The sequence below is a fragment of the Rhodohalobacter sulfatireducens genome, assembly GCF_022012475.1.
In the GTDB taxonomy this organism is placed as follows: Bacteria; Bacteroidota; Rhodothermia; order Balneolales; family Balneolaceae; genus Rhodohalobacter; species Rhodohalobacter sulfatireducens.
This window is the reverse complement of sequence record NZ_JAKLWS010000008.1, coordinates 1-21,093: the sequence shown is the minus strand read 5'-3', so window position 1 is coordinate 21,093 and position 21,093 is coordinate 1. Positions and strand designations below refer to the sequence as shown.

At 42.4% G+C, this 21,093-nt stretch carries 18 protein-coding genes and 1 pseudogene; 12 read left to right on the top strand and 7 right to left on the bottom strand.

Going from position 1 to position 21,093, the window contains the following annotated elements:
* Positions 1 to 271 precede the first annotated feature (271 nt).
* The 8 genes and pseudogenes from L6773_RS08150 (at position 272) to L6773_RS08115 (ending at position 8,507) form a co-directional block, all read left to right on the top strand.
* Positions 272 to 2,647 carry a TonB-dependent receptor gene (locus tag L6773_RS08150; protein ID WP_237853378.1) on the top strand — a complete coding sequence of 792 codons (2,376 nt, stop codon included), beginning with the start codon at positions 272 to 274 and terminating at the stop codon, positions 2,645 to 2,647.
* A 535-nt stretch (positions 2,648 to 3,182) separates the two neighbouring features.
* Positions 3,183 to 3,362: an acetyltransferase gene (locus tag L6773_RS08145; RefSeq protein WP_237853377.1), complete on the top strand. Its 180-nt coding sequence runs from the start codon at positions 3,183 to 3,185 to the stop codon at positions 3,360 to 3,362.
* Between the two features lie 5 nt (positions 3,363 to 3,367).
* Positions 3,368 to 3,565, top strand: coding sequence for a DUF3565 domain-containing protein (locus L6773_RS08140; protein ID WP_237853376.1), 198 nt, complete (start codon positions 3,368 to 3,370; stop codon positions 3,563 to 3,565).
* 277 nt (positions 3,566 to 3,842) lie between these two features.
* Positions 3,843 to 4,403: a DinB family protein gene (locus L6773_RS08135; RefSeq protein ID WP_237853375.1), complete on the top strand. Its 561-nt coding sequence runs from the start codon at positions 3,843 to 3,845 to the stop codon at positions 4,401 to 4,403.
* 117 nt (positions 4,404 to 4,520) lie between these two features.
* The gene (locus tag L6773_RS08130) at positions 4,521 to 5,714 is read left to right on the top strand and encodes a hypothetical protein (RefSeq protein ID WP_237853374.1); all 1,194 of its coding nucleotides are present in this window, start codon (positions 4,521 to 4,523) and stop codon (positions 5,712 to 5,714) included.
* 65 nt (positions 5,715 to 5,779) lie between these two features.
* A complete protein-coding gene (locus tag L6773_RS08125) occupies positions 5,780 to 6,181 on the top strand; it encodes a gamma-glutamylcyclotransferase family protein (protein WP_237853373.1) in 402 nt (133 codons plus the stop codon).
* Positions 6,182 to 6,263: 82 nt separating this feature from the next.
* The gene (locus tag L6773_RS08120) at positions 6,264 to 7,007 is read left to right on the top strand and encodes an ion transporter (protein WP_237853372.1); all 744 of its coding nucleotides are present in this window, start codon (positions 6,264 to 6,266) and stop codon (positions 7,005 to 7,007) included.
* A gap of 61 nt (positions 7,008 to 7,068) precedes the next feature.
* Positions 7,069 to 8,507: pseudogene (locus L6773_RS08115) on the top strand (lipase maturation factor family protein).
* A gap of 85 nt (positions 8,508 to 8,592) precedes the next feature.
* On the opposite strand, the gene L6773_RS08110 reads toward L6773_RS08115, so the two are convergent.
* Positions 8,593 to 9,687, bottom strand: a complete 1,095-nt coding sequence (locus L6773_RS08110; RefSeq protein ID WP_237853370.1) for a Gfo/Idh/MocA family protein — start codon at positions 9,685 to 9,687, stop codon at positions 8,593 to 8,595.
* A gap of 235 nt (positions 9,688 to 9,922) precedes the next feature.
* On the opposite strand from L6773_RS08110, the gene L6773_RS08105 reads away from it, so the two are divergent.
* Both L6773_RS08105 and ppc read left to right on the top strand, forming a co-directional pair.
* Complete coding sequence (locus tag L6773_RS08105) at positions 9,923 to 10,816, top strand: alpha/beta fold hydrolase (RefSeq protein ID WP_237853369.1); 894 nt, start codon at positions 9,923 to 9,925, stop codon at positions 10,814 to 10,816.
* A 134-nt stretch (positions 10,817 to 10,950) separates the two neighbouring features.
* Positions 10,951 to 13,758, top strand: coding sequence for a phosphoenolpyruvate carboxylase (gene ppc / locus L6773_RS08100; RefSeq protein WP_237853368.1), 2,808 nt, complete (start codon positions 10,951 to 10,953; stop codon positions 13,756 to 13,758).
* A gap of 206 nt (positions 13,759 to 13,964) precedes the next feature.
* Here the strand turns inward: ppc and L6773_RS08095 are convergent, their stop codons facing one another.
* From L6773_RS08095 to L6773_RS08085, 3 genes are all read right to left on the bottom strand, one after another.
* Positions 13,965 to 14,855, bottom strand: a complete 891-nt coding sequence (locus L6773_RS08095) for a hypothetical protein (protein WP_237853367.1) — start codon at positions 14,853 to 14,855, stop codon at positions 13,965 to 13,967.
* A gap of 255 nt (positions 14,856 to 15,110) precedes the next feature.
* On the bottom strand, positions 15,111 to 16,619 hold the full coding sequence (locus L6773_RS08090) for a sugar porter family MFS transporter (RefSeq protein ID WP_369431556.1): 1,509 nt from the start codon (positions 16,617 to 16,619) through the stop codon (positions 15,111 to 15,113).
* 127 nt (positions 16,620 to 16,746) lie between these two features.
* Positions 16,747 to 17,307, bottom strand: a complete 561-nt coding sequence (locus L6773_RS08085) for a DUF1572 family protein (protein ID WP_237853365.1) — start codon at positions 17,305 to 17,307, stop codon at positions 16,747 to 16,749.
* A gap of 126 nt (positions 17,308 to 17,433) precedes the next feature.
* Between L6773_RS08085 and L6773_RS08080 the strand changes: the two genes are divergently transcribed.
* Positions 17,434 to 17,694, top strand: coding sequence for a hypothetical protein (locus L6773_RS08080; RefSeq protein ID WP_237853364.1), 261 nt, complete (start codon positions 17,434 to 17,436; stop codon positions 17,692 to 17,694).
* Positions 17,695 to 17,894: 200 nt separating this feature from the next.
* Positions 17,895 to 18,113, top strand: a complete 219-nt coding sequence (locus L6773_RS08075; RefSeq protein ID WP_237853363.1) for a cold-shock protein — start codon at positions 17,895 to 17,897, stop codon at positions 18,111 to 18,113.
* 110 nt (positions 18,114 to 18,223) lie between these two features.
* Here the strand turns inward: L6773_RS08075 and L6773_RS08070 are convergent, their stop codons facing one another.
* The 3 genes from L6773_RS08070 to L6773_RS08060 form a co-directional block, all read right to left on the bottom strand.
* Positions 18,224 to 18,658, bottom strand: a complete 435-nt coding sequence (locus L6773_RS08070; RefSeq protein ID WP_237853362.1) for a TraR/DksA family transcriptional regulator — start codon at positions 18,656 to 18,658, stop codon at positions 18,224 to 18,226.
* 235 nt (positions 18,659 to 18,893) lie between these two features.
* Positions 18,894 to 19,856: a sugar phosphate isomerase/epimerase family protein gene (locus L6773_RS08065; protein WP_237853361.1), complete on the bottom strand. Its 963-nt coding sequence runs from the start codon at positions 19,854 to 19,856 to the stop codon at positions 18,894 to 18,896.
* A gap of 126 nt (positions 19,857 to 19,982) precedes the next feature.
* Entirely contained in the window at positions 19,983 to 20,831 is an 849-nt protein-coding gene (locus L6773_RS08060) for an aminotransferase class IV (protein ID WP_237853360.1), read from the bottom strand.
* Between the last annotated feature and the right edge of the window lie 262 nt (positions 20,832 to 21,093).

The window sequence follows — 21,093 nt, the reverse complement described above, 5'->3', positions numbered from 1 at the left end:
CTCCGCTTCCTATCATAAAGGGTGATTTCTCAAGGTAGTTTGGATTGTTTAAATCAACTGTTAATTAACTTTTCGAAGTTAAACGTGCAGATCACGCCAGTGGGATGGCCGCGTATATCGCCTCTTCATACGGTCATTGATTGAATCGATAATAATATGGGCATGAAAAAGATTCAAAATGCATGAAAAATGAATCTTGACACAAAAGATGTTGAACGCAAGAAGCTGTTTTTAAGTTTTCTTGCAAATGACTGCATCACAACAATATCCCATGAAATTTGTGTTTAGGATTTTACTTTATTTATCAATTGGTATTTCTATTCAATTTCTGATCGGTTTCTCAACCAGTATCCGGGCTCAGTCTACAGGAACACTGACGGGTTATGTTACAGACGCTCGATCCGGTGAACCACTGGTAGGAGCCAATGTAGGGCTTCAAGGAACCAACATGGGATCAAGCACGGATAGTGACGGTTTTTACGAAATTGAAAATATTGAGCCCGGCACATATATCATAGTAGCCACTTATGTTGGTTATGAAAGTCAGCGGCAAAACAACATTAACGTGCGAAGTGCAGGGAACAGGAATATAAATTTTGAACTATCTCCTACATCTGAGCAACTCGAAGAAGTGGTCGTAACAGTATCTGAGCCGTTTATCGCTCCTCCTGAAAATCCGGTTAGCTTCAGGCGACTTTCACCCGAAGCGATCTCAACATATCCTGCCGGAAACAGCGATATAGCCAAGGTTGTACAATCGCTGCCGGGAGTTTCCGGGTCCGTTACAGGGTTCAGAAATGATGTAATTATTCGCGGTGGTGCACCAAATGAAAATGTCTACTACCTGGATGGTATAGAGATTCCGACAATCAACCATTTTTCCACACAAGGCAGTGCAGGCGGACCTGCGGGCCTGCTTAATGTATCGTTTTTTGAAGGGGTGGAACTTAGTACAAGTGCATTTGGTGCTTCGGCAGGGAATGCCCTTTCCGGTGTGCTGCGATTTAACCAAAGGAATGGAAACGACCGTGAATTTCGAACGAATTTTCGAGTGGGAGCAAGTGAGGCTGCACTAACCACTGAAGGGCCGCTTTTTAAGGGGGATGCAACATCTTCCAACACGACCTTTATTGCCTCTGTTCGTCGTTCATATCTTCAGCTTCTGTTTCAACTCATCGATCTCCCATTTCTGCCTGACTACTGGGATTATCAATATAAAGTGGATCATAAATTTGACTCCAAAAATCAGATTTCACTGATAGGTGTAGGATCCATCGACGATTTTCAGATAAACGTTCCCGATGATATCACCCCCGATCAGCAAGCTATTCTTGACCAGGTACCGGTTATTCAGCAGCAAACCAATACTACAGGGATTACATATGAACGCCGACTGAGCAATGGTTTCGGTGTGAGTCGTACATCGCTGAGCCGAAGCAGTTTTTATAACGATTTTTCGCGATATCGTGACAACGAGAACCAGGATGGACGTTTTTCCAGAAACCGTGCTCGTGAGGTTCGTAATACACTGAGGAATGAAACAACCTTTTTCCGTGAGCGATCCACGATATCTGTTGGCGCGTCGACACGGCTGAATATCTTTGAGAATGATTTTTTTGATGACAATACGGGTGTTTCATTTGAATCAGATCTGAACTTCTTGAGTTATGGAGGATTTATTCAGTGGTCATCTGAGGGACTTACAGAAAGGTTAGACCTCACTGCGGGCATTCGATTTGACGGTAACACATTCACCGACAGTGGTAACGAGATTTACCGGACGCTATCCCCAAGGGCTGCACTCACCGTCAAACTAGATGAAGAAGGACAATGGAGAGGTGTACTCTCCGCCGGGCGCTATTTCAAAATACCGCCGCTTACATTGCTGGGCTATAAAGAAGGCAGTAATTTCGTGAATAAAGATGCACAATATATCAGGTCGGATCACATAACCGGTGGAATCAACTATTTTCCGCGATCGAGTACAAAAATCTCTGTTGAGGGTTTCCTGAAGTTGTATGATGATTACCCGGTTTCCATGCGAGAAGAGGTCAGCCTGGCCAATCTCGGCGGCGGATTTGAGGTTCTCGGAAACGATAACGTAAAGTCTGTTGGAAAGGGCAGAACCTACGGCGTTGAATTCCTGGCTCAACAAACACTGATCACAAATTTTTATGCAATTTTCGCTTATACGCTTTTTTGGAGTGAGTTTACCGGTTTTGATCGCGACCTCTATTTACCTTCAGCCTGGGATAGCCGACACCTTCTCACTTTTACTGGTGGTTATCAAATTGGCAACAGCTGGGAATTCAGCCTCAGAACACGACTGATTGGCAAAACACCGTTTGCGCCTATTAATGAGGAACGCAGTATCGAAACCTATCCCGAGTTCGTGTTCAACTATAGCCGTCTCGGCAGTGAGCGCTTAAAGCCGTTTAACGCTACTGATATTCGTATCGACCGGAAGTGGAATTTTCAAAACTTTTCATTTGACCTCTATCTCGAAATTCAGAATGTCTTTGCCCAGGATGCTCCATCGGAGCCGAGTTACCTGCTGGAAAATGGCAATAGCCCGGAACTTGTACGAGTGGATCAGCTTGATGAATCCTCAATATTACCGACCATTGGGTTTATCCTGGATTTTTGAATAAACGAGAATATTGTAAAAAGAGGGCTTTGTAGAACCACGATTAGTTTTCGATTTCATTCGTCGTACCTTCTTATTGCCTTCAAACTGACGTCCAATTAAGCGGAGCGGAACAGCCTGCCCCGAACCTTCCTATCGTGTGGAAATATCTTCTCAAATATTCAAAGTGCAGATATAGTCCTTTATTAAAGAGATCACTCCACACATTCGCTCTGCTCATTTGGTCGGGATTGACAGAGAAGTGGTGGGGTACCGGCGGCGGGCAAATACGAATCATTTTTTTCAAGCAGAGTCTATGATGCCCGCCGCTTCCTCACTTAACCTTGTCAATCTCGATTGGAAGTCCCGGAAATGTCTATCTATAGGAGAAGTCTAAATATGCCCAGTATTCAAAGCCCTCGAGAAGAAGGTCTGCTACATTTATTTTTGGATTCTATATTTCAAGGATCTGCCTGATGTTATCAACCGGATTTGTTTGGTAGGTAGCTGTCATTTACCATATAGAGATGTAGTGAAAGTTTGAGTAAGTTCAAGGATGACGACTGAAGAACATTATCAACTCGCTGAAAAAGTGAAAGAAGCTTGTATTGAAGTTGCGAAAGATGGGTTCAAGGATGCTTCGATCAGTGGTTTATGTACGGATGGGGCGATGGAAGCAGCGGTAAGTTCCATCCAAAAACTGGACCCTCAAAAAATACTGGATGAGAACTCCTGAGTGTTATGGAACAGCCAATCGTTGGATTTCATAAAGATGAATATGACGACTGGGTAGCTGATCTGAAATGCGGCCATACGCAACATGTACGACATGATCCGCCCTGGCAGCTTCGGCCATGGGTTATATCCGAGGAAGGCCGAAAATCAAAAATTGGAATGGAGTTGAATTGCAAGAAGTGTGAAAAGAGTGATAGTATATGAAACTAAATTTAGAAATAGGTATGATTTAGAGAATCATAGTGGAGCGAACTCCTGACAGAGTTTGGCTTTTGGCGCAGCTTGTCCATTTATGCGGCAGTCAACCGAAGAGAGCTATTTGGATCAAAGTTTGTAGAAGAAATGATTGAGATCATCAAAATCCATAAAACTGTGACTTTTGTATATGACTCAAAAGATGAGGAACACAACAGCACAGTATTGTTAAAAGAGTTTCTCGAAGATCTGTTGAATTAAACACCTCAACTATTATTTTAAGCGTATGCCTGGAACAATCCATAAAGATAAGCTGGTAGACCATTTGGATCGGATTGAATCTGACCGAAAAAAACTTTTTGCGGAATTGGATGATTTATCTCAAGAGAAACTTCACTTCAGAAGATCACCTGATAAATGGACTATTTTGCAGATTCTTGACCATTTAATGACTTCTGAGAAGTTGAGCCTAGTCTACATTAAAAGAAAAACAAGTTCAGGCAACAGCATTGAGCGATCAGGATTTTTATCGAGATTTCGAATTTTTACTTTGAAACTCGCCTTCTTTCTTCCCTTTAAGTATAAAGCGCCCAAGATTAGTGACTCTACAGGTAAGAATCCGAACTATAAAGAGTTAAAAATGGAGTGGCAGGGGGTAAGGAGTGAAATGAAGGAACTCATCCGAAAACTGGATGAAAATACTCTAAAGGGTCAAATCTTTAAGCATCCAATTCTGGGAATGCTGAATATGAAACAGACACTGCAATTTTTTGATATCCATTTCAACCATCATAAAAAGCAGATAGAAAATAGAATAGAACTCACTTTGCATGATTTAAAGAATTAGTGCATTGAAGCGCTACTGTTCTGTCTAATCCCGTCTTCATTCCCTATTCAAAAATATACCCGATCATACATTTATGGTCGTTCTTTAAAAGCTAATCTAAAATAGATAAAGAAGAGAGTGGAGATTTTAAAAAAGATATTATCAACAGTTTTTAAAGTACTGAAATGGTTGCTTTTCACAGTACTCCTAATCCTTTGTATTTCAGCGATTTATAATCAGTTCCTGCCGGAAGAATCAGAAGAGGTCGAATATCTGTCGGAAGCTCAAAAAAGTTACATTTTAGAGGCATTTCATTTACAATCAAACCTTGGAGATAAGATATTTCCCAACTGGAGTGATCATTATGTGCCGGTGATTGTCTATAATGAGAAATATGCTTTCCTGGTAGGTATGAAGAATCCTGATGACGGCTGGAGAAAAATGCCCGCTGACATCCTGAGGGGAGAAGAATGGATATTGGTTCAGTCGGATGATTTTTTTAGCGACTCATATTACAGGCAAAGGCTCAGAGACCCGGAGATCACACCTGAAAATTTTACTGTCAAGGTTGGAGATAGGTGGGTTGCAACCTTACAGACACGCGAATATGCTGAAATTGCGTTTTATCATGGTTTTAAAGAGGAGCTGCCGGCAGTAGTGAGTTCAGTTTTTCCGTACAAATTATTTTGGAACTTAATTATGGGGAATTCCGAAAACTATGTTGCGGGTCTGGTCCATGAGTCTTTCCATGCCTTACAAGGAATTCGTGTTCCGGATCGTCTTTCAAGTGCTGAGTACATCAACTCCGTTGAATCTCAGTACCCCTGGGAAAACGAGCAAAACCGACAAGGATGGGCCCAAGAGGCAGATTTATTGATAAAAGCTTATCAGTCATCATCGGAGCTTGAAACTCGTGAATTAATCAACCGGTTCCTGGAGGTCAGAGAAAATCGCAGAATGAATGCTGACCTTTCTGCAGAAGAGGTCAGGTATGAAAAAGAGCGGGAATGGCTGGAAGGAATGGCAAAATATGCGGAATTAAAAATGGGTTTGATAGCAGCGGAGACAACCAACTATACACCGGAACCCAAGCTCCAAGATATTGATTCAGATTTCAACAGCTACCAATCTTTTGAAAGTTATTTCGAGAACCAGGTTGCAGAAACAAAAAGGGCAGTTGCCAGAGAAGGAGAAAGCAGGTTTTATCACACCGGTATGTTGCAGGCTATGTTACTGGATCAAGTTCAAGATGGCTGGAAATCCCGGGTATTTCAAGAGGGAGTTTACCTGGATGACTTACTCAGTAATTTTGCAGGGATGCATACAGATTAAAATAGGATCGGCATTTTCAGGTTTTTAAATTTAAGTTTTTGCAATTATAAACCAGCTATCAGAAAATGTTTGATTTAATCTTTGTATATGGTTCACTTCGAAAAGATTTCTCATCTCCTGCAAGCGAGGTTTTAGACAATCATGCCGAATATGTTGGGGAGGCTATATTCCGGGGAAAACTGTATAAGATTGACTGGTATCCCGGGGTTGTGCCTTCAGATGATCCGGGTGACTGTGTAATCGGAGAAGTTTACAAAATTATTGACAGAGCCGAGGTTTTTTCAAAGTTAGACCGGTATGAAGGGTGCTCACGATCCGATCCCAAACCACATGCATTTGTCCGCATGAAGAAATCCGTGATCTTGTCAAATAGCACTTCAGTAGAGGCATGGATCTATTTATACACCCAGCAGGTAACAGATAAGGAGGAGATCGCCTCCGGTGATTACCTTGAGTTCATGAAATAAAAAATCAACAATCTTTCAGATTTGTTCGGAAATCAGTTTTCAGGTATAATCGCACTCAAACCTGAATAAATTTATTCGACTGATGAATCTTAAAAAACTGGTAAAGGAAACCTCGAGCGGAGCCGGCCGCGTATTCGATATCACCATCCAGGCACTCATCATTTTATCACTGATTACGTTCTCTATCTCAACCATTCCGGATCTGGGCGAAAGGGCACTATTGATTCTTTCAATCCTGGAGATCGTTACCGTTGTTATTTTTTCCCTTGAATATATCCTCAGAATTTATGCAGCAGAAAAGAAACTGGATTATATTCTCAGTTTTTACGGAATTATCGACCTGCTCGCAATCCTCCCGTTTTATTTAAGTACAGCCATCGATTTACGATCCATCAGGGTTTTACGCCTGTTCAGGCTTTTCAGAATATTTAAAATTGTTCGATACAATGCAGCTATCAAAACATTTAAGGAAGCATTTGTCAGTATTAAAGAGGAACTGACAATCTTTTCGATAGCTACTTTTTTCGTGATTTATATTGCCGCAGTTGGTATTTACTATTTCGAGAATGCTGCTCAGCCCGAATCTTTCAAATCTGTTTTTCACAGTTTATGGTGGGCGGTGGCTACGCTTACAACCGTTGGTTACGGAGATGTCTACCCGATTACGTTGGGAGGGCGAATATTTACATTTGTGATTCTGATGGTTGGCCTGAGTATTGTATCTATTCCTGCCGGGCTTTTGGCATCATCACTTCAGGAAGGAGCCAGGAAGAGCAAACAAGAACCTAACAGTAGTGGGGATCCTAAACGCGCTGATTTAAACTAATTCTTTCAGCTTCCTGTTTTATTTATAGATTATTAAGAGCTACAATTAATGATCTAACAATATGCTGGAAGGTCTTTATAATGACAGTTACTCGCTTACCCGGTTTATCATCCAAAGAGGGGTAGGGCTATCTTACCTGATAGCTTTTTTAGTTGCTCTGAACCAGTTTAAACCTCTTGTGGGTGAGAACGGTTTATACCCGGTTCGACGATTTATAAACAGGATACCTTTTAAAAAATCACCCAGTATCTTTTACTGGAAATACTCAGATTCGTTTTCACAATCATCGCCTGGAGCGGCGTTATTCTGTCACTTCTGGCCGTTTTTGGATTTTCTGATATGGGCCCGATCTGGGTTTCGATGCTGATCTGGCTGTTGTTGTGGGGACTCTATCAATCGATTGTAAATGTAGGACAAATATTTTGGGGATATGGCTGGGAGTCGCTACTGTTGGAAGCCGGGTTTTACGTGATCTTTTTGGGTCCATTGCAGTATGAAGCGTCTATTATTGTAATATTCATCTTGCGATGGCTTGTCTTTCGCGTGGAGTTTGGAGCCGGTTTGATTAAAATGCGGGGAGACTCCTGCTGGCGCGAACTCACGTGCATGAATCATCACCACGAAACACAACCGATGCCCAACCCACTAAGCTGGCTATTCCATAATCTGCCACAGGGATATCATAAATTTGAAACATTGGGGAACCACTTTGTACAACTGGTGGCCGTTTGGTTTCTATTTTTTCCGCAGCCATTTGCTTCCATTGCTGCACTCTTGATTATGGGTTCGCAAATCTACCTGATTATTAGCGGGAACTACTCCTGGCTCAACTGGATGACAGTAATTTTGGCTACAAGCGGTTTAAGTGATGGATTCATGCAATCAATACTTTCAATTTCTATACCTGCCACCACGGCATCTCCTCTCTGGTTTTGGATATTGATAGTTGCACTTGCAGTGGCTGTCATCTGGATGAGCAGAGGGCCGGTCATGAATATGATTTCGCCGTCCCAAAAGATGAATTTCAGTTTCAATCCCATTCATCTCGTAAACACATATGGTGCTTTTGGATCAGTTACAAGACAAAGAAACGAGATAGTGATTGAGGGGACGACCGATGAGGAAATCACCCATGAGACAGAATGGGACGCCTACGAATTTAAAGGCAAACCGACTGATCCATCGAGAATGCCTCCACAGATTGCTCCATATCACTGCCGACTCGACTGGCAGATGTGGTTTGCAGCTATGCGTGGTATTCGAAATGCACCGTGGCTTGTAAAACTAATCAAGCGATTTCTGCAGGATGATAAACCAACTTTGAAACTCATCAAAAGCAATCCGTTTGAGGAAGAACCGCCTAGATATATTCGGGTTCGGCTCTTTCGGTATGAATTCACCAGCATTAAAGAGAAGCGTGAAACCGGGAATTGGTGGAAACGAAAGTATCTGTCGCTCTATCTGAACCCGGTTTCATTGAAAGATTTAGAAGATGTTTGACGAGAAATCCCCCTTTGAAGGGGGAATGTGAGCACGACGAATGTCGTGTGAGCTCGGGGGATGACTCGAGCACGAAGGAGAGATTTTAAAGCACAACCCTCGATCGTCCATTCCTTGAACTCTCCATAATGGCATTTACAATTCGAATGTCGTTCAATCCCTGGCTGCCGGGCACAATCGGTGGCCGGCCCTCTTTGATCGCCAGTGCTTCACCATCCATCTGGCGGGCTTGTTGGTGACCGGGATCCGCTGGTAATGCAGTGCCGTCACTCGTCATTCCCTGAACGCCACTGTAGTTGGACATCGGTTTCAGGTAATACCAGCCATTGTCTGTATTCACATTCAGGTAGTTCATCGACTTACCAAAACTGGTTTCTCCCGTGCAGACCATGCCGTTCGAAAATTCCAACTGAAAGTCAGTGATCTCATCTACTTCGGGATAGACCTCCTTCCGAACGGTACTTTGGCGACCGTTTACTGCGATCGGTTCCATCTGAGTTGCATACCGAATGGCATTAATTGGGTAAACGCCCATATCATACAAAGCACCTCCACCAAGTTCCGCATTCTTTCTCCAGTTACCGTCTTCGTGATACCCGTCATACCCGGCGGCAGTACGAACTTCAGTAACCGCTCCATAGGTTTGCTCTCTTGCAAACTGCATAATTTGCTGTGTATTTGGTTCGTGATGCAACCGGTATCCAATCGCAAGACTCACATTGTTTCTGTTTACAGCATCAATAATATTTTGGCACTCTTCAACATTCATAGCCATTGGCTTTTCGCACCAGACATGTTTTCCGGCCTCAGCACCAATAATGGAATATTTGGCATGAAGTCCGGTTGGTAAAACAATGTAGACGATATCGATATCGTCGTTATTGGCTATCTCGTGCATATTCTCATAGTTGTACACATTGCTGTCGGGGATGTTGTACTGTTCCTGCCACTCGGGGATCTTCTCGGGTGATCCGGTTACTATCCCGCGTAGTTCGCAGTGATCCGTCATTTGCAGCCCGGGTGCCAGGCGGCCGGTACTATAACTTCCCAATCCAACTAACGCTACGCCCAGTTTCTCTTTTGATTGCGACAGTAGAATTGAGGGAAATCCAATTGCCGAAACAGCAGCCAAAGCCCCTGTTCTTTTTAAAAATATTTTTCTTGAAATTTTGTCAGCCATGATATCTATGAAGTTAGTTTAAATGTTCAGGTAAGTAACTGAAAATACTCAACAGAAAAAAATTGCCGGTATATAATCAATCAAAAATTGTTATGTATTTATCTAAAAAATTCAAATTAATTTTTGATTTGTATCATTTTTGTAAAAATACTGTAATAATCAGACCAGATATTATTCAACAAATTTGAGAGAAATTTGAAGTGAACTGAATCATATACTTACAATAGGAGATAAAATGGGGAAAATTTTTCAAAGTGATGAGGCCAGGAAAGAACTTGAAGAGTGGTACCAGCTATTCCGGAATAAGATAGTGGCTCCAACAGAATCCGTGACGGTTCAAACAACCCATGGTGAAAATCATATCCTAAAAGTAGGTGATCAGGCGAAGCCACCTCTATTATGCCTGCACTCCATGTTGACAAGTTCGGCACATTTGGCATCTGAATTACAGTTACTCCTGGCGAAGTATCACATCATTGCGCCGGATCTGCCGGGTCAATCTGTACGAGGTATGGAGACTCGATTTTCTTATAAAGACGATTCATTTGCAAACTGGTTGCTTGAGATATTGGATGAATTGAAATTGGAAAAAATTGATCTGCTGGGAATAAGTTTAGGCGGATATGCTGCTCTGCAATTTGCAGATGTCCATTCCGAAAAGGTGAAGAGTTTATTCTTGATTGTACCGGCTGGAATTGTGAAAGGCTCAATATGGGAGGGTGTGAGAAAGATGATGCTCCCAGCAATTCTTTATCGGTTAAATCCCACAGAAGATCGTCTCAAAAAATTTGTGGAACCATTGATGTCAACCTGGGATGATGACTGGGGGACTTACATTGGAAAATCGTTCATGCTATTTAAACCGGACTTTCGAATTCCACCCCTTATTTCTGAAAAAAAACTTGCTGAATGGAGTGTTCCCACAATTGTTTTTGCAGCAGAAGATGATGTATCATTTCCCGGAAAGCCAATGATTAACAAAATAAAATCGAACAACAGAGATATTCAGACAGAGTTGATGATGAATACTAAACACTCGCCTCCAACTACAGCTGAGTTCCGGGAGTGGCTGTCTCAAAAAATTCTTGATTTCAGTCAGGAAGGCCGTCATTTAGAATCTAACAAATAGAGATATTGTAAGTATATTTGATGTCACACTGAAATCTTCTATTAAAAGCGCTTCCGTACTCTGAAATCTCTAAAAGGATGATGATTTTAAGATCAATAATGGGTATCTATAGCTCTTATTAATAAAAAAGAGCTATGATGACCTGGAAAGATACCATACGACATTACGCCGAATCAGCAAATATAAGCGATCCTTTAACTGCCAACCTGATTACCCTGACAGGTTTTTTGGAAAAATATCTCGAGCAGCGGGATCATAAAACCTTGCAAGAACTATCTGCTGAGCTCCCTGAACTCTCCGCTAAAGCCTTTAAGGATTCCGGTGAGAAATTTAATGAACAGCTCATAGAGCGAATCAGTCAGATGGACGTTCATCAGATCCGAGATTTATTGCGTCTGACAACGATCTTTTTTCACCTGGTGAACTCACTGGAACAACACGAGATCATTCGAATCAACCGTGAGCGAGCCAAGAAAATTGATGTAGACCATCCAAGGCCCGAAAGTATTGCCGATGCCCTGAAGTTTTTCAAAAAGAAAGGATTTAGTTACGAAGATGCGTTGGAGCTGTTTGAACAGATGGATATTCAGCCGACGATAACAGCGCATCCGACAGAGGCCCGCCGCCGCAGTGTTTTACATAAGCAGGAGAATATTACCGCTATGATCGGTGATCTGGATGATCCAAGACTAACGCCCCACGAACGGGATGCGCAGCTTAAACAGATCATTAACGAAATTGCTCTTTTGATCTCTACTGACGAAGTACGGTCCGAACGATTAACGGTTGAAGATGAAGTGGAAAACGGGCTCTTCTACTTTACAAATTCCATCTGGAATACAGTTCCCAGGTTGTATGATGATATTCGTTCTGCTTTTGCCCAGCAGTATAACAAAACGCCTGATCTGCCCATTGTACTCAAATATCGCTCTTGGATAGGCAGTGATCGTGATGGAAACCCGAATGTTACGCGGGATGTAACCTGGAAAACACTTATTGAGCATCGTAAAAGTGCATTAAAGCTCTACTTGGATGAGCTCGAAAAGATCCGGCGTTATCTTTCCATATCGCAGAATTTTGTACCGGTATCCGATAAGCTTGCGAAGTCATTGAAAAAGGATGAAAGGGAGGTACCACTTTCAACTCAATTCAAACGACACTATAGAAATGAACCGTATCGAAGGAAGATTACTCACATCATGCATCGCCTTCGAAACATGCTGAATGATTTGAAGGGTACTGAACAAGAGCTATTGGAATCCTCGAAATCGTATAAAACCAGTGATTTTATCGAAGACCTGGATTTGATCGCAGAATCGTTGATTGACAGTGGTCTTGAGGATATCGCCAAATTTGGTGAATTCAATGATCTGCGAATTCGTGCGAATACGTTCGGATTCCATCTTGCAGCACTGGATATACGTCAACATAGCGGTGTGCACGAGAACGCGGTGAAGGACCTTTTTTCAGTAGCAAATGTGCATGAGAACTATTCCAAATTGGAGGAGGAAGAGAAAGTAGAAGCACTGATGCAGGAGCTTCGTAACCCTCGTCCGTTGGCACCGAAACATGCAAGACTGAAACCGGCTACAGTTGAGATTTTAGATGTATTTAAACTGATCAACCAGATTCTTGAGCTGGATGAAAATGCATTTGGCTGCTACATCATCAGTATGACGCATGGAGTGAGCGACATGCTGGAAGTTGCGATCCTGGCGAAGGAAGCCGGATTGTGGTGGATTGAAAATGGAAGCGTGCAGAGCAAGATCGATATTGTACCCCTGCTTGAGACCATTGAAGATTTAGATAAGGGTGCAGAGCTAACGGAAACGATTCTCACAAACGACCTTTACAAGCAACAAGTGGAAGCAAGAAACAACTTCCAGGAGATCATGCTCGGGTACTCAGACAGTAACAAAGACGGCGGATACTGGATGGCCAACTGGGCTCTTCAAAAAGGACAGATGGAGTTGGGCCGGGTATTGAGGAAGCATAATGTTGATTTCCGGCTTTTCCATGGGCGTGGCGGTACTGTAGGACGGGGTGGTGGACGATCAAACAGAGCAATTTTGGCATTACCCTCCGTCAGTAATAACGGACGAATTCGATTTACAGAGCAGGGAGAGATCATCTCCTTCCGATATTCTCTGCCAGATATTACCCGCCGCCACCTCGAACAGGTTGTGAACGCGGTGGCTCGTGTAACCGGGGGTGAGGGTCAGAAAGAGATTAAAACAGGTGATGAAACAGAAGTTATCATGGACAAAATTTCGGAAGGTTCCATGAAGGCCTATCGCGACCTGATAGACGACCCGGAATTTTGGGAGTGGTTCAAAGGAATAACACCGGTTGAACATATTGGGAATCTGCCAATTGCATCACGACCGGTTTCGCGTGGTGGTGACCAGGGATTACAATTCGAAAATCTTCGGGCGATCCCATGGGTATTTGGCTGGACACAGGTTCGATATAATGTTCCCGGCTGGTACGGATTGGGGGCTTCTCTTGGGCCAATGCTAGAGAACGATCCCACTGTGATGGAAACACTGAAAAAATGGTACAAAGAGTGGAGTTTCTTCGGTACTATTGTAGATAATGCACAGAGAGAACTTGCCAGAACCCATGTGTTAACGACGGAAATGTATACCCGTGATGCCGATCAGAGGTTACATAAGACAATTATGGATGATTTTGTAAAGACGCGGGATATGGTTCTGGAAATCACCGGACAGGAAAATATCCTGGACATGAGGAAGGTGATTCAGAACTCCATCGAATTCAGAAATGTGTTTACATATCCTCTGAACTTGGTGCAAGTGGAACTCTTAAACAGGTGGAAAGATGCATTAGAGGACGCAGATGATGAAGAGTTGCGGGATCTCAAGCATGCGCTATTCCTGAGTATTAATGGTGTGGCAGCGGCAATGCAGAGTACGGGTTAGAAACCGGCCTTGCGTCGTGAGTCATGAGATTTGAAAGGCGCAAGCATCTTGCTTGTGCCATTTCTTTTAAGATAACCCTTAATCAACCACAATTCATCGGATAAGTGAAGATGTCAGTTCTTTGAATTGAAGTTCAATTACTTATCCGATAAATCTGGGACTCCTGTCTATCATCTCAAATCTCACATCTAAAGTCTGAATTAAACTCACCAAAAAGGTTCTTCTTCGGGACAAGGCACAGCGAGTGATTCATTTTCATTCTTACAAGAGCGGTAGGGAACCCATTTCGAGTCGATTCCAACTACATACCCCAAGCCATTCACAACGTTCGATGATGTGGAATTTATAAAATATTCAAGATCTCCAGTGGTGGAAATTTCATCGTCCCATTCGGGGCCGGCAGCGGCGATAAAGACCTGGCGGTGTACAACTTCGTAATCTTTGATTCCTACGCTTGCTTCAATATGTCCCGCTTCCTCTTCCAAAGGGGCAAAAATTGTATAACTTCCGCCATAAACTTCAACATGTTCTACTTCAGGTCTGTATGTGAAAGTGTAAACTTTCCTGAGGGGATCAGTTTCAGGGTTTATAATTACATACCACCTTGTTTGAATATCTGCAACGTGTTCAACAACATCATCGATGTAAACAGAATAACCAAACGGCCGGTAGGTATTTACAAGAACAAGAGGAGTGGGTAATTCTGTAGGAGTTGTTACATCTGTATGGCTGGATTTACCATTGGTGCCCTCTACTAAAATCCGATAGGATTGTTCATTTTCGATGCGAGAGGTTGTCCAATAATTCAGAAAATTTTCCGGCGAGAAAAGTGAATCTTGCATTATTACCGTTTCACCGGTTTGCAGATTCTCTAATGTTACGGTTATCCCGGCGGGATCCGGAACATCATCAATGGCTTCCCGGGCTGTTCCCACCCGAACCCATTGAGTGTCGGCAGCGGTGTCCAGGTAACCATAGATTGAAAAGTGATATTGATTATTATCGGCAAGAGGTTCAAAGGTTTGATCACAGCCGACAATTATCAACAAGAGTGATGGAAAAAGGAGGTTATTTCGAATAGTCCTGAATTTCTCCATGATGGTGTCTTGAAATGAATGATTGTCCATTTAATGTAAAAAAAATAAATCGGGAATTTACGGGCTCATAGGCACGATACGTTTATTTTTGGTTCGTCTGATGAGTTAATTTAGTTATAAATGATATGAAACTTGTTTACGATGAGTTTATGTAAAAAAAGGAGAGGAACGCGGCAGCGGCCCGTTCTGGAAATAAAAAAAGCCCGATGATTTTAATCACCGGGCTTATTAGGGTATAATTTCAGTTTAAAGTGGTTAGAGTCCTTCGAATTCTGCTGCAGCTTCGCGTGAAATATCCTCGAGGGTTTTCCCTTTGGTTTCGAGTACATATTTCTTAACAAAGATAAAGGCTACAATTCCGAAGAAGGAATAAATTCCGTATGAAAGTCCCAGGCCAATTCCGGCAAGCAGAATTGGAAAGGTCATGGTGATAGTGAAGTTTGAGACCCATTGTACCAAACCACAAATTGCCAAAGCAGCTCCGCGGAACTGGTTCGGGAACATCTCACCAAGCATAACCCACATTACAGGACCCCATGAGAATGCAAAGAAAGCTACATACGCATTTGCAGAAATAAGGGCGTAAATACCCATATTACCTTCAAGCATCAGGTTTCCTGCTGCATCCACACCGGCAGTTCCGAAAATCAAACCTAAAATTCCAAGCATCACAGCCTGGCCAAGAGCACCGATAGATAACAACGGTTTACGTCCAACCTTATCTACAAGGGCAATGGCTACAAAGGTAAAGAGAATATTTACCGACCCGGTGATTACATTTTGCAGCAAGGCATCGGCTTCTGTGAATCCGGCTGCTTGCCAAAGTGTAGCTCCATAGTAAAACACCACGTTGATCCCGGTAAACTGTTGAAGAGCAGCAAGGCCAATACCTACCCAAACGAGGGGGTGAACCTTTCCGGTATGTTCAAGAATAATATCACGGAGACTCGGCCGGTGATCTTTTCTGAGGGTTGATTTAATGTCTGCAACTTTATTCTCTGCATCCACCGCATCTGAAAGACTGGTTAGTACATCTTTAGCTTCATCCTCACGATTCGCAGCAACAAGATATCTAGGGGATTCTGGAATAAAGAAAAGGGCTAATAAGAAAATTGCAGCGGGCCCAATTTCCATCCAGAACATCCACTGCCAGGTTTGAAAACCCCACCAGTGCAGTTCAGTGGCTCCACCCGACATTCCTGCAAGCCAGTAGTTACTTAGAAAAGCAACAAACAACCCAATCACAATCATCAACTGTTGCAGGGTGGCAAGGCTTCCGCGAATTTTTGCCGGCGCAATTTCACTGATATAAGCCGGTGCAAGAATACTGGCTGCACCTACTGCAAAACCACCAACAATTCGAGCCATTACAAATTGCAGGGAGCCGCCGGCAATACCGGATCCCCATGCACTTATAATGAATGCAATAGCCGTTGCAATCATAACGGGTTTACGTCCAAATTTATCAGCAAGAGTTCCGGCAAAAAAAGCACCAGCCGCACACCCAAGCAACATCGAAGCTACATTAAAACCTGTACCAACGGCATCTGAGTTAAATGCGAGCTGAAGGGAGTCAACCGTTCCGTTGATTACACCACTGTCAAACCCGAACAAAAAGCCTCCAATTGCAGCAACAAGGGAGAGGAAAAGTACCCGTCCGACATTTCCCGTTCCTTCGATTACCGCTTCATCCTGTTTATCCATATCCATCCGGTTAATTAGATTATTATTAGCTGAACAATTATCCCATTTTTTTGGGAAAATTCAAATCTTCATTCCAGACAATTTACAAAGCCTGTTGTCGGAATGCTTGGTTAAATGGGGAAATTACGATTGTGCAGATCAAAACGATTGAAGTCAATCATAATGAAAACATGATAAATAATTTTTATCACGTCCGATCTGTATAGATCCGGCGTCCTTTTTCTCTGTTAAATTTTTTGCGATTATACTCTTCAGTTTTTCCTTTTGGAATAGAGAGACTTTGCCAGTCATCACCGGAATACATTTTGGCGAGATAGACAATTTGTCCACTGTGATAGGCTACGTGAGCAAGGTGCCGCTCGACGGCTTCTATCAACTTGTGCCCGTCATTTCGGATGTAAATGATAGAATCCAGCTCATCATTATCAATGGATTCGAGCGCATCAAACAGTACACCCCAGCCTTTCTCCCAATAACCCTTCAACTCTTCTGCAGATTCAAAATCATCAATGAATTCTGTCTCCCGATCTCTCCATGGTTTTTCGCCATCTTCTTTTCGAAAGTTGGTCCAGCGGGAGATCATATTCCCGGCAAGGTGCTTCATTAAGATGGCAATTGAGTTCTGTCCCGGTTTTGGGGATTTATGAACCTGTTCGTTCGAGATCTGCTCAATTGACTTTTCTGTCAGAGATTTATAGTACTTGAATAGTTGATTGATACCATCCAACCTATTTCCAGATTTGTTCATTTGAATTCTCCCAGTTCAATATTGGTTTTAACTTGTGCAAATTGTTTAATTAGCAGTATGATAAATGTAGTATTTTGAAGTTTGAATATTCTCACCAAAATAAGTTAATATTATCACGAATAAGCCATGATTACACTTCACCGGCATAAAGACGATCAGCAAGCTGCCAAGATTGAAGAAAAACTTCAAGATCTTGTACTGGCCTACCAGGTTGAAGAAATTGAAGGTGAAATATCAGATCTCTTCATTGAAGATGGGGGAGAAAAAATCCAGGGAAAAGAGGAGATTGAAACGTGGTTTCGGAAACTCGAAGGTGAATTGAAGTGGCAGCGTTCAATAAGCGGAGATGGTTGTTATATCAATCCAGAGACCGGTAATGTCTGTTAAATTACTATTTCTAAAGAATAAATTTTTGAAATTGTTGGAATCGGTTATGGCTATTGGTGAACAGATCTTATATATTACCTGCAACATAACACCTTAGTAAAGCCCTTCTCAGGACGAGCGAGTAAACCCAACTCAAGTTTTTTGAATCTTTTCTCGGGTGCGATAACTACTATTTAATTTAATACCTATTACATATTACAATGAGTCAACAAGGAAAAGTAAAATGGTTCGACGTTGAGAAAGGATTTGGATTTATCCAGCCAAACGACGGCGGCAAAGATATTTTTGTACACAGAAATAATGTAGAGAATTTAGGACCTAACCAAGGTCTTGAAGACGGCGAAGAAGTAGAATTCGATGTTGAAGAAACACCGAAAGGACTGAGCGCTGTTGATGTACGTAGCCTTACCTACGAATAATTTTTAGTTTTTAAAAAGGAAAGCCCGCCTCAATCGGAGACGGGCTTTTTTTATTTCCGGAACCCCTGCCGGAACATTTCTTCTCTTTGATTTTTCTCTCTTTTTGTACGTTAGGACATTACTACTCTCTTGTCTAATCCGCTGTTTTTAGCAGTAATACTGTATCTGGTGTGTGGTGCAAATTCAAGGCGTTCCTTTTCAATAGGTTGCCCAGTTGCCCGACAAATCCCATAGGTTCCGTTTTCAATTCTCTCAAGTGCTCTGTTTAGTTGATTGATAAATTTTCGATTTCTCTCGATTAATCTGTTTGTAAGGTCAAGACTCTCTTCTATGCTTCCCATATCGCTCATGTGATGATCAATAGATGATGCATCATCGTCGTCTGATGAACGTTGTTCCTCAAGTGAACTCAACAGGAAGTCGAGCTCTTTCATGGCCTCATCTCTCTTTCGTATTATTAGGGCTTCAAAGTACGCCAGTTCGTTCTCGTTGAGAACAGTTTTAAGTTCGTCTCTTGTTGGGGGTTGTTTTAAAGCTTCCATCATCTTGGTGTTTTGTAGTTGTGTAATTTCTTATACAAACAATACCAAAAAAGACTACGCACCGTAATAAGGGAATCCCTTACTATGACCTGAGTGTAAGTATGACGGACGGATGAGTGGGATAAGCACGTGATTCTGAATTAGATTGCTTTGCCCCAAATTCCTATTAAGATAAGCTAATTCATAAAAAAAACCCCGCCATTAGATACGGGGTTGAACTTCTTTTTTGATGTCCGAATTATGCTGTTGTTCTATCAGCTTTAGCCATATTGTTTTCAATCAAATAGTCGATACTTTCTCCGGCAGCCTGGAAAATATCCATAGCACTTTCGTCCAGTTCAACAACGAACCAGGTATGTGAGTCCCCACAAGCATCAACTATTGCCTCAAAATCCTGGCTTCCCTGCCCTACAGGTACCATTGGGTCGTGAGGCCCTTCACCCAAATCTTCAGACCATTCGGCATCTCCGTCTTTGATATGTAGAAATTCTACGCGATCACCATACTTTCGGATGATTTCAGCAGGATCCTGGCCAGCCGTCTTTACCCAGTAGGTATCAATCTCGAAAAAGATATCATCACTGATGTAATTCACAAGTGTTTCAAACGGATAGCTGCCATTTTCATCTACCCTCATTTCCCACCAGTGATTGTGAAGTCCAAACTGCAATCCGTTAGACTGTAAAAAGTCACTCGCTTCGTTGTAGATTTCTGCAAGTTCTTTAATTCCGTCTTCGGTCTGATATCGTTCATCTTCCGGCCAGCCATGCCAAATCACCTTGTCATTATCAAAAGCTTCAGCTCGGCGCAATGCTCTTTCACCGGTTTCGCCAAGAGGTATTTCGCTGTGCATGGAACTTACGGATAACCCTGCATCCCGGAGCATTTGTCCCACCTCTTCGTAAGACATTTCCTCTGAGAAATCGTAGGTTTCCACAAATTTGTAACCCAAATCTGCGATCCGCTGTAAAGTTCCCGGAATATCTTCATTCAGTTCGTTCCGAAATGTATAGAGCTGCACGGAAGCGGTATGTAGTGGATCGGCCTGCGCACCCATCGTTTCACCGCCCATTTGAGAACTATCACCCTCTTCTGAAGAGCAACCGGTTAATAAAACGGAAGAACCTAAGAATGCAGATACGCTGCCGACTCCAAGAGTTCGCAAGAATTTTTTTCGGGAATATTGATTATTTGAATCCATAAGATTAGAGCTTTATTAATCTGATTATTTACGAACAAATTTATTTGCAGGAACCAAAATTTAATGGCTGTTGAAAGAAAATCAAGCCTCTACATAAAATCATACAGGATGCATTTTTACACTATCCTATCCATACAACAATTTTCTGTATTCGTCCTGTATTGACTTCACAATGGGTCCCGGTTTACCTGTTCCGAGATTCTTTCCATTTACAACAGTAACAGGCTGTATGTCTGTAGTGGTACCTGAGAAAAAGAGTTCATCCAGTTCAAATAACTCTTCTTCGCGAATCGGATTAAAATGTACAGGAATATCCAGTTTCTCGGCAATTTCGAGAACAGCTCCTCTTGTAATGCCGCTTAGAATATAGTTTGATTCGGGGTAGGTGTAGAGTGCACCATCTTTCACACCAAAAATATTGGCATTGGGACTTTCGGTAATCACGCCGTCACGAATCATCAGGGCGCTGTTTACGCCATGTTCAATTGCCTGTTGGCGGGCAAGAGTATTAGGAAGAAGCTGAACTGTTTTGATGTTGCAACGCGTCCATCGTACATCCGCCAGGGTGATCACATCCACACCGGTTTTATGAAGTTCGGTATGTGGTGAAAATTCGCTGACCGAAAGATAGATAGATGGTTTTACTGCAGGATTCGGGAAGGTATGAGTTCGGGGCCAGGCTGTTCCACGGGTAATTTGAAGATAAATGGCCGCTTCGCCATCAAGAAGATTATTCTTTTCGAGGAGTTCCCGACTGATCTCCGGGATGGCATTACGAACAGAATCGTCCAGGTCAATTTTTAACGATTTCAACCCCTGGTCCATCCGCACCAAATGTTCTTTCTCCCGGAAAAGTGAACCATTTACAACTCGTGTGACTTCATAAATTCCATCGCCAAAAATGAATCCCCGGTCGGCAACTGAAACTTTTGCTTCGTTATGATCAACAAATGATCCGTTTAAATATACCTGCATTGTATTTTCTTAATTTGATATTGACTTGCAATGATAAATCTTTTCAGTCAAAATTGATATTTTAATCTGATATAAATCTTAAAAAATCACTGCCGCTTTCACTCAGGAAAGACTGGAATATGTACGCCGGACAGCTTGTCCGGCATAGACATAATTTAGTTCTGGGAAAAATGGGAAGTTGTGTTGTTGAGCGCTGTTGAGCGTCCTGTTTCACGTGTATCGATAGGGTTGAGCTGATGTGTAACGGGCAGGCTGCCCGTTG